The following is a 14,200-nucleotide window of genomic DNA, read 5'->3' on the forward strand; positions in this document are numbered from 1 at the left end:
ATTCTACCGAGGATGGTTTTAAAAGCTGATCGGAGCTGTTCATGATTACAGTTTATTACTGGGCACCGCATATTTCTGCTTTAAATGTGGGGCATGCCTCTCTTGCCATCGGAGTGGGACAGGCGAAGGGTCTGGAAAGATATGTGAGTTGGTGGCCTGGGCCGGGCGAAAGCAGCTTGATCAAAGGCCAGCCGATATCGCTGCGAACATATGAAATCGATGTAAAAGCAGAGGGAGGCCCTCCTGTAGGTACCGTATCTATCTCAGGTCTTGATGAAGCGCAGATGAAGCGTGCGTGGGACCATATGCTTGCCAATAACCCACGCTATTCACTTCAGAGAAAAAATTGTGCCTGGACGGTGAAGAGCATCTTAGATGTCGGGACGGGTTACGATTTTGGTGCCGCCGCTTCGGATTTCATCAATTTGCGGGTGGCTGGCGGTGTGTGGACGCCAAGAGCGGTATTCGAATATGCCAGGCTGCTCAAAAGTCGTTATGACAGCAAGGCCAAGCGGTTCGAAAACGCGACGAACGATGCCTATAATCTGCGGATCAGCTAGCATTTCAGTCCTATTTTTATACTGTCTTAAACGGAAAATGGGCGGCAAAAGCCGCCCATTTTGTTCGTTCAAGCGCTAGGCTCAAAACTCTTCCCAGCTGTCCTGCGCAACGGCTGCAGCCGAACCACCACCACCGAACGCACCTGCGATCTTGCGGCCCAATGCGCGGGCCGGAGATGGTGCTGGTCTGGATGCGGCAGAGGCGGCGCGGACAGGTACCGCTGATGGAGCCGAGCGGCTGGCGCTTGCGCCATCACCCAGATTGAAGCGTGACAGCAGCTGGTTGAGAGATGCCGCTTCCTTGGCAAGGCTGTGGCTGGCGGCGGTCGATTGCTCCACCATGGCGGCGTTCTGCTGCGTGCCCTGATCCATCGTGTTGACGGCGGTGTTGATTTCCTGGAGGCCGACCGACTGTTCGCGCGACGATTCCACGATCGCACCGATGTGGCGGTTGATTTCCTGAACCTCGGTGACGATCACTTCCAGCGCACGACCGGTTTCGCCGACCAGATTGACGCCGGAGCGCACATGCTCGCCGGAGGTCGTGATCAGCGCCTTGATTTCCTTCGCAGCCTTGGCAGAGCGCTGTGCCAGTTCGCGCACTTCTTGGGCAACCACCGCAAAGCCCTTGCCCGCTTCACCGGCACGTGCCGCTTCGACACCCGCGTTCAAAGCCAGAAGGTTTGTCTGGAAGGCAATCTCATCGATGACGGAGATGATGTTGGTGATTTCGCCCGACGAGCGTTCGATCTCGTTCATGGCTGTTACGGCCTGGCGCACGACGGCACCGGACTTTTCTGCACCATCACGAGCCTTGGCAACGAGGTGACCGACTTCTTCGGCGCGGCTGCTGGAATCCTTCACCGTGGTGGTGATCTCTTCCAGAGCAGCAGCCGTTTCCTCGACAGATGCGGCCTGCTGCTCTGTGCGCTTGGACAGGTCGTCGGCGGCAGAGCGGATTTCATTGGCACCGGCATCGATACCGCGGGCATTCTGTCCAACGGCACGCAGCGCGTCATTCAGATTGGCGACGGAGCCGTTGAAGTTGTTGCGCAGCGTATCGAGATGGGTAACGAACGGCGTATCGATGCGGTAGGCGACGTCACCTTCGGCAAGACGATCCAGACCCTTTGCCAGTTGATCGACGGCAAACTGGGTATCCGCCGCATCCTTGGTCTTTTGGGCTTCACGCTCGATGCGCTCCTTTTCGGACACACTGCGGTTTGCTTCGGTTTCCTGTTCGAGACGGATTTTCTCGAGAGCGTTATCGCGGAAGATAGAAACGGCCTGCGCCATCTGGCCAACTTCGTCCCTGCGATCCTGTCCATCGACGGGTGCTGCCGTCTGGCCCTGAGCCAGCGTCATCATGCGCTCACGCAGGTTGGCGATGGGCGTGGTGATGCCCTTGGCTGCAACGATCAGCGCTGCGATGATGCCGAGTGCAAAGCTGATGCCAACGACCATCAGAGACATGAAGATGGTGGAGTCCGTCTGGTCGGTGAGGGCATCACTTTGGGCACTTACATTTTTCGCCACGCCATCAAGAAAGCTCGCGAGTTCCACCGTCATCGGCTTGATCAGCGCATCGGCCTTTGCCAAAGTCGCTCTTGCCTGCTCGTCCTGATCTGCCTGACCGAACTGAACGGCCTGATCCGTCAGCGCAACGATTTCCTTGAGCCGAATTGTAAATGCATCGATTGCCGCGCTCTGCGCCGGGAGTTTATCCTTCGCCAATTGCAGGCGCATCATAAGTTTAGCTTTGGCATCGTTGTAGAAATCGAGAGTAGATTTGAAAGTGGGATCTTGCGATGGGTAAACGAGCAATTGATAGGCGCTGTAAGCGGTTGCGACGAGATTTCGATTTGCTCTCGCAATATCGACAGATCCGCTGTTGTCCTTTGCGATAAAATCCGAATACGCCGTGTCCGACTGTTTATAGCGACTTGAAATGAAGATCGAGGCTCCCAATCCAACGAGGCATAAAGGAATAATCAAAACCAATATTTTAGTGCGAATACTCGCATTTTTAAGAAACGACATTTTTCCTCGCGGGTGACGTATTACGGCGAACAGATGCCTCCTCAAGCCATGGCAATGCGGGACCCGTGGACGGGACCTTTCATGGGGGAGGGGAGTTCGCAGAAAATTGTAGCGGCATGACAGGATGGTATGCCGTCATGGCGACCGGGGAAAATTCTGTCTGCGATAGAACTAGATTGCTATAGTTTAAATATAATTAAATTTGTTTCCGTTGTTTGACGTTGTTACTCTTCAGTCTGATATAGATTAAATAATACTTTTGGCTGCGCTGCCTGCAATATAAGTTTCTACTACAGTACGGTCGTCGCCCATGGTCAGCATGAGAAACAGTTCTTCCGTCAGGTTTCTGACGACTTCCATCTTGAGCGCCATGGCTGGCGTAGATGAGGCATTCAACACGGTTATGTCCGCATCCGTGCCAACGTCCAGCGTCCCGATTCGGTCTGCCATGGAGAGTGCTTCCGCATTGCCCAACGTCATCAGATACCAGCTTTCCAGCGGGTTCAGACGTTCTCCCAGCAATTGCTGGATCTTGTAGGCTTCGTCCATGGTGCGCAGCATGGAATAGCTCGATCCACCGCCAATATCCGTCGCAACGGCGATGCGGACCGGCTTTTCACGGCGTTGCAGTGCCTTCATCGGAAACAGGCCCGAGCCGATGAACAGGTTCGACGTCGGGCAGTGGACAGCCACCGCGCCGGTTTCTGACAGCACATCCGCTTCACGATCCGACAGGTGAATGGCGTGCCCCAGCAGCGTCTTTTTGCCCATCAGGCCGTAACGGACATAGATATCGGTGTAGTCGATAGCGTCTGGATATAGCTCGCAGGTGTATTTGATCTCGTCCAGATTTTCGGAGAGGTGCGTCTGGATGAAGAGATCGGGAAATTCCTGAGCGAGAGCCTGTGCTGCTTCCATCTGCTTCGGTGTCGAGGTGATGGCGAAGCGCGGTGTGATGGCGACGTGGTTGCGGCCTTTGCCGTGCCAGTCGGCAATCACCTGACGCGTTTCGTCGTAGCCGAGTTCCGGCGTGTCCAGCAGACCTTGCGGGGCATTGCGGTCCATCATCACCTTGCCGCCCACCATCAGCATGTTGCGCTTCATGGCTTCTGCAAAGAAGGCGTCGGCGGACGTCTTGTGGACTGAGCAATAGGCAGCCGCCGTCGTGGTGCCGTGGCGGATCAGTTCATCATAGAAATGCGTGGCGATGCGCTGTGCATGCGCGCTTTCGACGAAGCGGCATTCCTCCGGGAAGGTGTAGGTATTGAGCCATTCCAGGAGATTGGCGGCATAGGAGCCTATGACCTGCATTTGCGGAAAATGCATGTGCAGATCGATGAGGCCCGGCACGATAAGGTGCGGACGGTGATCTTTTTCTTCGATGTCATCAGGCGCTGACTTGCGGATGTCGGCGTAGTCACCGATCGCACTGATTCTGCCGTCCTCGATCAGCAGACCGCCATCTTCGATGTAGACGTAACTGGCGGTGTCATCGATGGAATGCGGCGCGCGTTTGAAGCTCAAAAGACGTCCGCGCAGCAGAAGTATGCTCATTGTGTTTTTCCTTGCGACACGGCACTCTCGTACCATGCGGTCAGCACCTTGCGTTCTTGCGGCGTTATCGCCGTGATGTTGCCGGGGGGCATGGCATGGCTGCGGCCTGCCTGTAAATAAATTTCCCGTGCATGGGCTGCAATTTGTGCATCGGTTTCCAGTTTGACCGACTTTGGGGTGAAGGGAACGCCCTCCCACACCGGTTCTGCCGCATGGCACATGGAGCAGCGGCTTTGCACCACATCCCGCGCCGAGGCGAAATGCACATCGGCTGCGAAAAGCTGCTGGGTTGGGGACAGCGTTGCAGCTTTCTCTGCCTGCTCACCCGTCAGTATCTTTGGCACGGTGGAGAGCCACATGATGACGATGAAAATCAGTGCTGTGACCAGCCATGTCCATGTCGGTCTGCCCTTGCGGGCGTGGGTGGTGTTGAACCAGTGGCGGATCGTGACGCCCATGAGAAACACCAGAGCCGCGATGACCCAGTTGAACTGCGTCGCAAAGGCCAGCGGATAGTGGTTCGACAGCATGAAGAAGATGACGGGCAGCGTCAGGTAGTTGTTGTGAAGCGAGCGCTGCTTGGCGATGCGGCCATATTTCGGGTCCGGCGTGCGGCCCGCAATGAGGTCAGCGACGACGATCTTCTGGTTCGGAATGATGATCATGAAGACGTTGGCCGACATGATGGTGGCGGTGAACGCACCCAGATGCAGGAAGGCCGCGCGGCCTGTAAACACCTGCGTATAACCCCAGGCCATCGCCACCAGCGCGATGTAAAGCACCGCCATCAGGCCCCAGGTGTTGTTGCCGATGGGCGACTTGCACAGCAGATCATAAAACACCCAGCCGACCGCCAGTGAGGCCAGCGACAGACAGATGGCCTGAAACTGCGTCAGTTCCAGCACGGAATGGTCGATGAGAAACAGATCCGCGCCGCCGTAATAGACGATGCAGAGCATAGCGAAACCGGAGAGCCACGTGGCGTAGCTTTCCCATTTGAACCATGTCAGGTGCTCCGGCATCTGCGCAGGCGCGACCAGATATTTCTGGATGTGATAAAAGCCGCCGCCATGCACTTGCCACTCTTCGCCATAAGCACCGGGCGGCATGTTCGGGCGCTTCACCAGCCCCAGATCGAGCGCGATGAAGTAGAAGGACGAGCCAATCCAGGCGATGGCGGTGATGACGTGCAACCAACGGACGGCAAAGGCCATCCATTCCCAAGCAATGGCATATTCGTACATTATGTTCCCCTGACGTTGCAGCGCACTGTGCGAGAAATTCGACCGTCAGAAAAGAGGGAACCTGCGAAACCGACAGATTTGTTGAGGGTAAACAGTGGCCTTCATGTCTCCGTCGGAAACTCCTCCTCCATCCACTCGCTGAACGCCTTGATCTTGGCGACCTTGCGGCGGCCTTCCTGATAGACGATCCAATAGTCATGCCCATCATTGCAGACCAGGTCGAAGGGTTGCAGCAGGCGGCCAGATGTTATCTCCTCGGCAAAGTGCACGGGATTGATGATGGCGACACCGTGACCCGCGAGGGCCGCCTGCGCTTCCAGATTCTGGATGCCGAAGTCGCTGCCGGTTCGGCTGTCGAGATCGGTTTCGGTGACACCCGCCTCTGCAAACCAGTGTTTCCACCAACGGTCATTGGGGCTGATGATGGGCAGTTTGAGAATATCAGATGGGTGTTTCAGCCCGCCGATAGTGGCCGCCAGCTTCGGGCTGACGACAGGTGCGAAATCCAGCCGCATGATGCGACGACCAATCAGGCCCGGCCAATCGCCTTTGCCCCAGCGAATGCCGATATCGACATTGGTACGGGAAAAATCCACGATCTCGTTGGAGAGCGCCAGTTGCACCGAAATTTTAGGGTGACGCGCCTGGAAGACGCCCAGCCGTTTGGCCAACCATTGGTGCGCGAATGTCGTGGTGCAGGAGATGATCAGAACATCCGCCGTTCTATTGCGTGCTTCTTCCACGGCTGTCGCCAGAATGCCAAAAGCTTGCGAAGCCCGGCTGGCCAGCAATTCACCCGTCTGGGTCAGTTCCACCTGCCGTGGCTTGCGCAGAAACAGCGGTACGCCGACGAAGTCCTCCAGCAGTTTGATCTGGTAGCTGACTGCCGTCTGCGTCATACCCAGCTCTTCGCCAGCCTTGGTGAAACTCAGGTGACGGGCGGCACTTTCCAGCACGCGCATGGCATTCAAAGGCACGTTGCGGGATAGTTTCATGGATAAGTTCTCTTTATCCATTTGATCAGAAGTTTCATTGGTTTTTCCATGAAAACAGGTGCATTTCTTCTCCATAGCATCAAAAGAACTTTGGAGAAATGATATGCGTACAGCCGCTTTCAGCGTCTGGCCACGGCTATTTGCGCGTGCCTGGAGTTTGGACTGGTTTTCCAAGACATCGGCCCAGGTGAGTCCGTCTCAGCAAGACGAAATGCACGACCACATCAAGCGTGATCTTGGCCTGCTGGATGGTCGCGATCAGATCGGTGCGGGGCGGGTGCGCCAAAGCGATGAATTGCGTGAAGCACTTCGGCTGCTACCAAGGTCGCTATGACAGCGGGACGTTTGTCTTTCACGGTATTTCCGCCGATGGGCAGAACTAGTCGCTCCAGCGCAGAAGCTGGCACGCCTTCGCGCTCGAGCCAGTGCGCGAAGGTGGCGCGTTTGGTTTTGGAGCCGATCATGCCGACATAGGCCAAGTCGTCGCGGACAAGCGCTTCCTTGGCAATCAGGAAATCCAGCGCGTGATCGTGGGTGACGATGATCACCGTTCCGCCAGTGGGAACGGCTTTCACCATCGCTTCCGGCATGGCGGTGAGGTGTGATGAAACGGATTCAGGTAGCCCCGCGAGTTCCTCACGCCGTGTCTCGATGACAGTGATGGAGAGGGGTAGGAGGGCCAGTGCTTGTGCCAAGGCCTTCCCCACGTGGCCCGCGCCGAAGATGAAGACGGCAGGTTGGGACTGGTGCTCTTGCGCCAGCCGCTGTTTTAGTCTTTCGGCAATTGCGGGCGTGACCCTGGTGAATGTCAACAACGTGCGCCCACCGCAGCATTGGCCGATTTCCGGGCCGAGCGGAATGTCCATGGTGTCGATGGACGTCTTGCCCGCCAGCATGGCGCGGGCGTGGTCGATGGCCATATATTCGAACTGCCCACCGCCGATGGTTTGCCAGATGCCGGTGGATGAAACGAGCATGAAGGTTCCTGCTTCACGGGGCGCGGAGCCTTTGAGGGAGGTGATTTCGACGAGGATGGTGGAGGCTTGTAGGAAGGTGGTGAGGGAGATGTCAGGCATTGTGGCTGGCCCCCTCATCTGGCGCTACGCGCCACCTTCTCCCCGGCGGGGAGAAGAAATATGCCGCACCCTTTTCATCATAAGAAACGTTGAAAGTTGAGGTGCCGTGGTTGCCACGGGTTTCTTCTCCCCATCGGGGAGAAGGTGGCCCGGAGGGTCGGATGAGGGGGGCTTCTGCCACGGCTCTCACCTCACACCTTCCTCAACCGCTCCACCGCCATCAATACCCGTTCCGGCGTCGCTGGCGCGTCGAGCCTTGGACAGACCTTGTAGTCAGCAACACTCGCAACCGCCATCGACAGCGCCTCCAACACCGAGTTCGCCAGCATGAAGGGCGGTTCACCCACGGCCTTGGAGCGGCCAATGGTGGGCTCGGCATTTTCTGCCCATTCCGCCAGTTTGACGTTGAAGATTTTCGGGCGGTCGGAGGCCAGCGGTATCTTGTAGGTGGAAGGCGCGTGGGTGCGCAATCGCCCCTTGGCATCCCACCACAATTCCTCTGTCGTCAGCCAGCCCATGCCCTGCACAAAAGCGCCTTCGACCTGGCCGATATCGATGGCCGGGTTCAGCGATTTGCCGACATCGTGGAGAATATCGGTGCGCTCCATCATATATTCGCCGGTCAGCGTATCGATGGAGACTTCGGAAACAGATGCGCCATAAGCGAAATAATAAAAGGGCGTGCCTTTGCCTGCGGCCCGGTCCCAGTGGATTTTCGGTGTCTTGTAAAAGCCTGCGGCAGACAACTGGACGCGGGCGAAATAGGCCTGTTTGATGAAGTCGTTGAACGCGATTTCTTCCGTTCCCACACGAATGCGGTTCGGCAGGAACGTGACCTCGTCCTCGCCCACATTCCATTTTTCCATGGCGAATTTGACCAGCCGCTCTTTGATTTGGCGGGCCGCATCATAGGCCGCCATACCGTTCAGGTCGGTGCCGGAAGAGGCGGCGGTGGCGGATGTGTTCGGCACCTTGCCTGTCGTGGTCGCGGTGATCTTGACGCGGTCGATATCCACCTGAAACGCATCGGCGATGACCTGCGCGACCTTGGTGTAAAGGCCCTGACCCATCTCCGTGCCGCCATGGTTCAGGTGAATGGAGCCGTCATTATAGACATGCACCAGCGCTCCTGCCTGATTGAAGGCGGTCATGGTGAAGGAGATGCCGAATTTCACCGGCGTCAGCGCAATGCCCTTGCGAATGATTGGGCTCGTTCTGTTGAAGTCGATGATCGCCTGTCGCCGCGCCTGGTAGTCGCTGGAGGTTTCCAGTTCCTCGACGATGCGGGCGATGATGTTGTCTTCGACCTCCTGATGGTAGGGCGTCAAAGTTCTGTTCGACCCCTGCTGGCCATAGAAATTCAGCTTGCGGATTTCTAGCGGATCCTTGCCCACCGCATAGGCGATTTCCTCGATGAAACGCTCAGCCCCCAGCATGCCCTGCGGGCCACCGAAACCACGAAAGGCCGTGTTGGAAACCGTGTGCGTTTTCAAGGGCTTAGATTGCAGTTTTACATGCGGATAGAAATAGCTTGAATCGGCGTGAAACAGCGCGCGGTCGGTCACCGGGCCGGAAAGGTCGGATGAGAAACCGCAGCGGGCGGCATAGGTGGCATCTACGGCGTGGATACGGCCTTCGTCATCGAAACCCAGTTCGTAATCGACGCGGAAGTCGTGGCGCTTGCCCGTGGCCGTCATGTCCTCATCGCGGTCAGGGCGCATTTTGACGGCACGGTTCAGCCTCTTGGCGGCGATGGCGCAGAGGGCGGCAAACTGGTTGCCCTGCGTTTCCTTGCCGCCGAAACCGCCGCCCATGCGTCGGACCTGCACGATAACGGCGTTGGAGGGAATTTGCAGAATATGGCTGACGATGTGCTGAATTTCGCTGGGGTGCTGGGTTGAGCTCCACACCGTCACCTCATCATCCTCGCCTGGCACCGCCATAGCGATGTGGCCTTCCAGGTAAAAGTGCTCCTGCCCGCCGATGCGCATCGTGCCGGTCAGGCGGCGCGGGGCGACGTCCATTTCCAGCTCGGCATCACCACGTTGGAGCGTCATGCCGGGAGTAACCAGCGGCTCACCATTTTCCGTGGCGCCGTCGATATCGCTCCAATGCGGCAGATCGTTGTAGGTGACCTTCGCCTTGCGCGCTGCCTTGCGGGCAATGTCGCGGGTTTCGGCGAACACGGCAAAGATCGGCTGACCGTGAAACTGCACCAGCTTTTCCGCCAGCAGCGGCTCGTCGTGACGACCGCCGGAGGAAACATCGTTTTCGCCGGGAACGTCTTTGCCCGTCATCACCCATAGAACTCCGGGCGTGGCTTCCACCTCGGACAAGTCCATCGAAACGATCTCGGCATGGGCGCGATCCGCCATGCCGATGGCACCATGGATCATGCCCGCCGGTTCGGGAATATCATCGATATATTCGGCACTTCCGGTGACATGCTTGTGCGCTGAATCATGCCGCAGAGATCCATGCATCTTGCCATCGACAACGGTTTTGGTGCGTTCGAAGGTGTTGGTGTCCATGGTTCAGGCCTCCCTTTCTGTTTGGAAGGTAGAACGAACCTCTCCCTCATTCCTGTGCTTGTCACAGGAATCCAGCCACGGCGCGTCTGCGCCGTGAATGACTCTTTCGCGCCCAAAGACTTGGTCGCACTGGATTCCTGTGACAAGCACAGGAATGAGTGAAAAGTGGGAATGTGCGCCAATCATCACGCCATCTCCTCGAAGCGCTGCAACTCCTGGCGCTCGCCGGATGTTTCCAGGAAGAACCGCGTCAGCAGGTTCTTGGCCGTCAGCATCCGGTACTCCGCTGTCGCGCGCCAATCTGTCAGCGGCTGGAAATCCTTATCAATTGCATCGCGTGCTGCCTCGATGGTCTCAGAATTCCAAGGTTGGCCCATCAGCGCCTTTTCCAGCATTGCGGCCCGCTTCGGCGTTGCCGCCATGCCACCGAAGGCGATGCGGATGTCTTCAACGGCTCCAGCTTCATCCAGCTTTAAATGATAGGCGGTGCAGAGTGCGGAGATGTCCTCATCGCGACGTTTGGAGATCTTGTAGATCGCGTATTGCGTATCGGCAGCGGGGATCGGCACGAAAATCTTCTCCACGAATTCGCCCGCGAAACGGTCCTGCTTGCCGTAGTCGATGAAGTATTTTTCGAGCGGCATGGTCCGGCTACCGGACGCGGAGCGCAGGGTCAGCGTTGCACCCAGCGCGATCAGCGCCGGTGGCGTATCGCCGATGGGCGAGCCGTTGGCGATGTTGCCGCCGATCGTGCCCATATTGCGCACCTGCTGGCCGCCGATACGGTCGATCAGGCGGGCGAAGGGTGGAATATGCTTCGCCAGGATGGTGAAGGCATGAGCGTAAGTCACGCCAGCGCCTATCGAAATTCCGTCGTTTTCAACCGAAATGGATTGCAGGTCGCTCAAGTGATTGATGAAGATGACCGGGTTCAGCGCCCGCATCTGCTTCGTCACCCACAGGCCGACATCGGTGGAGCCGGCGACGATCGTTGCTTTCGGTTCGGCTGCGTAGACTTGCGCGAATTCCGAGAGATTGGAGGGGATGATCGAGCGACAGTCATCCTTGCTGACGATAATCGTCTCGTTCATCTGAATGGCCCACAGACGGGACATGATGCTGGCGCGGTCCCGCTCTATCGGGTCGAACAGCGTGCTAGGCTTGGCAGCCGTAACGCTTTCGGCGGCGCGGATGATCGGCTCGTAGCCTGTGCAGCGACAGAGATTGCCCTGCAAGGCCTTTTCGATGTCTGCGCGCGATGGCTTGTCGCTGGTCAGCCACAGGCCGTAAAGCGACATAACGAAGCCAGGCGTGCAGAAGCCGCATTGTGAGCCGTGATAATCCACCATCGCCTGCTGAACCGGATGCAGAACGCCATCCTTGCCAGCCAGATGCTCGATTGTGACGATATGGGTGCCGTGCAGTGAGCCCGTGAAGCGAATGCAGGCATTGACGGTTTCATAGCGCAGCGAACCATCCATCAGCCGCCCGACCAGTACGGTGCAGGCACCGCAGTCGCCTTCGGCACAGCCTTCCTTGGTACCGGTCAATCGTTTTTGCAGCCTCAGATAATCGAGCAATGTCTCCGTCGGACCAAAATCCTTCAGAGAAACCGTCTCGTTGTTGAGGATGAAGCTGATTGCGTCTTTCATGCCGTGCCTTCGTATGCGTTTTGATTATTGGGCGGTCCAGCCGCCATCTATGGAAATATGTGTGCCGGTGATCTGCTTTGCTGCATCGCTGGCCAAGAAGATCGCTGTTGCCGCGATATCCTCGACCTTTACGAATTCCTTTGTCGCCTGCAGCCGCAGGAGAACATCGTTCTTCACCTCGTCCTCGCTGATGCCGCGTGACTTGGCCGTATCGGGTATCTGCTTTTCCACCAGAGCGGTCAGCACATAGCCGGGGCAGATGGCGTTGACGGTAATACCGGTCTCTGCCAGCTCCAGTGCTGCGGATTTCGTCAGCCCGATGATACCATGTTTTGCCGCGACATAGGCAGATTTATAGGGCGAGGCGACAAGACCGTGGGCTGAGGCGATATTGATGATGCGGCCTTTTCCCGCCTCTTTCATCAGTGGAATGACTGCCCGCATGGTATGAAAAGAACTGGTCAGGTTGATGGCGATGATCTGATCCCATTTTTCCGGCGGGAACTCATCAACCGGAGCCACATGCTGCACACCGGCATTGTTGACCAAAATATCCACCGCACCCATTTTTTCGTGGGTGGTTTTGATCAGGTCCGCGATCTCATCGGGTTTGGTCATGTCGGCGGGGTGGTAGAGAACGCGCGTGCCGCTTTCCGCTTCCATCAGAAGGCGTGTGTCTTCGATTTCGTGCTCATCGCCAAAGCCGTTCAGCATGACATTGCACCCGTCATTGGCAAAGGCTTGCGCTATTGCCAAACCTATACCACTGGTCGAGCCAGTTACGATTACTGTCCGATGCATGCGTTCCCCTTTTTACCCAACGTTGCAACGCTTTACATCAGGTTATGCTTAAACCGGGGGAACTGGCAATCTTATTTGACATGAGGGCGAACACGCGATCACTTGACATTACGGGCTGCACATATTGTTTTGCGCGACATTGAATTCCGGGAGGCATGAATGGGCGGCTATATTCTCGCCATCGACCAAGGCACGACATCCACACGCGCCATTGTTTTCGATGGCTCCATGCAGGTGGCAGGCACGGGACAAAAGGAGTTCCGCCAGATTTTTCCAGACTCAGGTTGGGTGGAGCATGATCCGGAGGAAATTTGGGAAAGTGTTGTCTGGTCCATCAAACAGGCACTCGAGAAAGCCAAGCTGAAAGCCTCCGACATCGCCGCCATCGGTATTACCAACCAGCGCGAAACCACGCTGCTGTGGGAACGCGACACCGGCAAGCCACTGCACAATGCCATCGTCTGGCAGGATCGTCGCACCGCCAAGCTTTGCGAGAAGCTTAAAAAAGAAGGTCACGAAAAGGTCTTCGTCAAGAAAACCGGCCTGCTGCTCGACCCCTATTTTTCCGGCACTAAGCTTTCCTGGCTGTTGTCCAAGATAAAGGGCGCGCGCAAGCGGGCTGAGAAGGGCGAGCTTTGCTTTGGCACGGTCGATACGTTCCTCATCTGGCGGCTGACCGGTGGGAAATCCTTTGTAACGGATGCCACCAACGCATCACGCACGCTGATGTTCAACATCGAGAAGAACGTGTGGGACAAGCAGCTTCTCGAAATTCTCGACGTGCCGCCATCGGTTTTGCCTGAGGTGCTGGATTGCGCCGCCGAATTCGGCGTGGCCGATGAAGAACTGTTCGGCGCGCCTATCCCCATTCTCGGCGTCGCGGGAGACCAGCACGCTGCCGTCATCGGGCAGGCCTGTTTCGAACCCGGAATGCTGAAATCCACCTACGGCACCGGCTGCTTTGCACTTCTCAACACCGGCAAAGACATGGTTCGCTCCAAAAACCGACTGTTGACGACTATCGCCTATCGTCTTGATGGTAAGACAACCTATGCGCTGGAAGGCTCGATCTTCGTGGCCGGTGCCGCCGTTCAATGGCTGCGCGATGGGTTGAAGGTCATCGGCTCCGCTTCGGAAACCGGTGCTTTGGCCGAAAAGGCCGACCCCGCGCAGGATGTCTATCTGGTCCCGGCCTTCGTTGGCCTTGGTGCGCCCTGGTGGGATGCAGATGCACGCGGTGCGATGTTCGGGTTGACGCGCGGCACGGGTCCCGCGGAGTTTGCGCGTGCTGCTCTCGAAGCCGTCTGCTACCAAACCGGCGATTTGCTGGATGCCATGCACAAGGACTGGAAAAACGCCAATGGCGACACGGTTCTGCGTGTCGATGGCGGCATGGTCGCATCCGACTGGACGATGCAGCGTCTCTCCGACCTCATCGACGCACCCGTGGACCGTCCGGTTATCCTCGAAACCACTGCACTCGGTGCGGCTTGGCTTGCGGGCAGCAAGGCGGGTGTGTGGCCGGATATGAAGGCGTTTTCGGACGCGTGGTCGCGTGACCAGCGCTTCGAGCCAAAAATGGATGACGAAACCCGTGACCGTAAGATCAAAGGCTGGCGAAATGCCGTGCAGAGGACATTGAGTAAAGTCTGACGCCAGCCCGGGCCATGGTGATCTCGCAGGTTCTGCGAGATCACGACATCACAATTGTCTATGCCTTGTCAGGCAACACCATTTCTTAATGGGT

Annotated in this window: 10 protein-coding genes; 2 read left to right on the top strand and 8 right to left on the bottom strand. The window is 57.2% G+C overall.

Features of this window, described 5'->3' with window-relative positions; translation table 11 throughout:
- The first annotated feature begins 41 nt into the window (after positions 1-41).
- The gene (locus CPJ18_RS05075) at positions 42-560 is read left to right on the top strand and encodes a hypothetical protein (protein ID WP_103584494.1); all 519 of its coding nucleotides are present in this window, start codon (positions 42-44) and stop codon (positions 558-560) included.
- An 81-nt stretch (positions 561-641) separates the two neighbouring features.
- On the opposite strand, the gene CPJ18_RS05080 is transcribed toward CPJ18_RS05075, so the two are convergent.
- From CPJ18_RS05080 to CPJ18_RS05120, 8 genes are all read right to left on the bottom strand, one after another.
- Positions 642-2,600, bottom strand: coding sequence for a methyl-accepting chemotaxis protein (locus tag CPJ18_RS05080; protein WP_103657243.1), 1,959 nt, complete (start codon positions 2,598-2,600; stop codon positions 642-644).
- 246 nt (positions 2,601-2,846) lie between these two features.
- The gene (gene guaD, locus CPJ18_RS05085) at positions 2,847-4,154 is read right to left on the bottom strand and encodes a guanine deaminase (protein WP_103657244.1); all 1,308 of its coding nucleotides are present in this window, start codon (positions 4,152-4,154) and stop codon (positions 2,847-2,849) included.
- The gene (gene puuD, locus CPJ18_RS05090) at positions 4,151-5,398 is read right to left on the bottom strand and encodes a urate hydroxylase PuuD (protein ID WP_103657245.1); all 1,248 of its coding nucleotides are present in this window, start codon (positions 5,396-5,398) and stop codon (positions 4,151-4,153) included. The genes guaD and puuD overlap by 4 nt, the downstream gene beginning before the upstream one ends.
- A 101-nt stretch (positions 5,399-5,499) precedes the next feature.
- On the bottom strand, positions 5,500-6,393 hold the full coding sequence (locus CPJ18_RS05095) for a LysR substrate-binding domain-containing protein (RefSeq protein WP_103657384.1): 894 nt from the start codon (positions 6,391-6,393) through the stop codon (positions 5,500-5,502).
- 224 nt (positions 6,394-6,617) lie between these two features.
- Positions 6,618-7,469, bottom strand: coding sequence for a xanthine dehydrogenase accessory protein XdhC (xdhC, locus tag CPJ18_RS05100; RefSeq protein WP_103657246.1), 852 nt, complete (start codon positions 7,467-7,469; stop codon positions 6,618-6,620).
- Between the two features lie 191 nt (positions 7,470-7,660).
- On the bottom strand, positions 7,661-10,000 hold the full coding sequence (xdhB, locus tag CPJ18_RS05105; RefSeq protein WP_167397836.1) for a xanthine dehydrogenase molybdopterin binding subunit: 2,340 nt from the start codon (positions 9,998-10,000) through the stop codon (positions 7,661-7,663).
- Positions 10,001-10,185: 185 nt separating this feature from the next.
- Complete coding sequence (xdhA, locus tag CPJ18_RS05115; RefSeq protein WP_103657248.1) at positions 10,186-11,652, bottom strand: xanthine dehydrogenase small subunit; 1,467 nt, start codon at positions 11,650-11,652, stop codon at positions 10,186-10,188.
- 24 nt (positions 11,653-11,676) lie between these two features.
- Positions 11,677-12,453 (bottom strand): 3-hydroxybutyrate dehydrogenase, encoded by a 777-nt coding sequence (locus CPJ18_RS05120; protein ID WP_103657249.1) that lies wholly within the window; start codon positions 12,451-12,453, stop codon positions 11,677-11,679.
- Positions 12,454-12,612: 159 nt separating this feature from the next.
- Here CPJ18_RS05120 and glpK point away from each other — a divergent pair, with 159 nt between their 5' ends.
- Positions 12,613-14,106, top strand: a complete 1,494-nt coding sequence (gene glpK / locus CPJ18_RS05125) for a glycerol kinase GlpK (protein ID WP_103657250.1) — start codon at positions 12,613-12,615, stop codon at positions 14,104-14,106.
- Positions 14,107-14,200 lie beyond the last annotated feature (94 nt).

This window comes from Agrobacterium rosae, assembly GCF_002915175.1.
Classification (GTDB): Bacteria; Pseudomonadota; Alphaproteobacteria; order Rhizobiales; family Rhizobiaceae; genus Agrobacterium; species Agrobacterium rosae.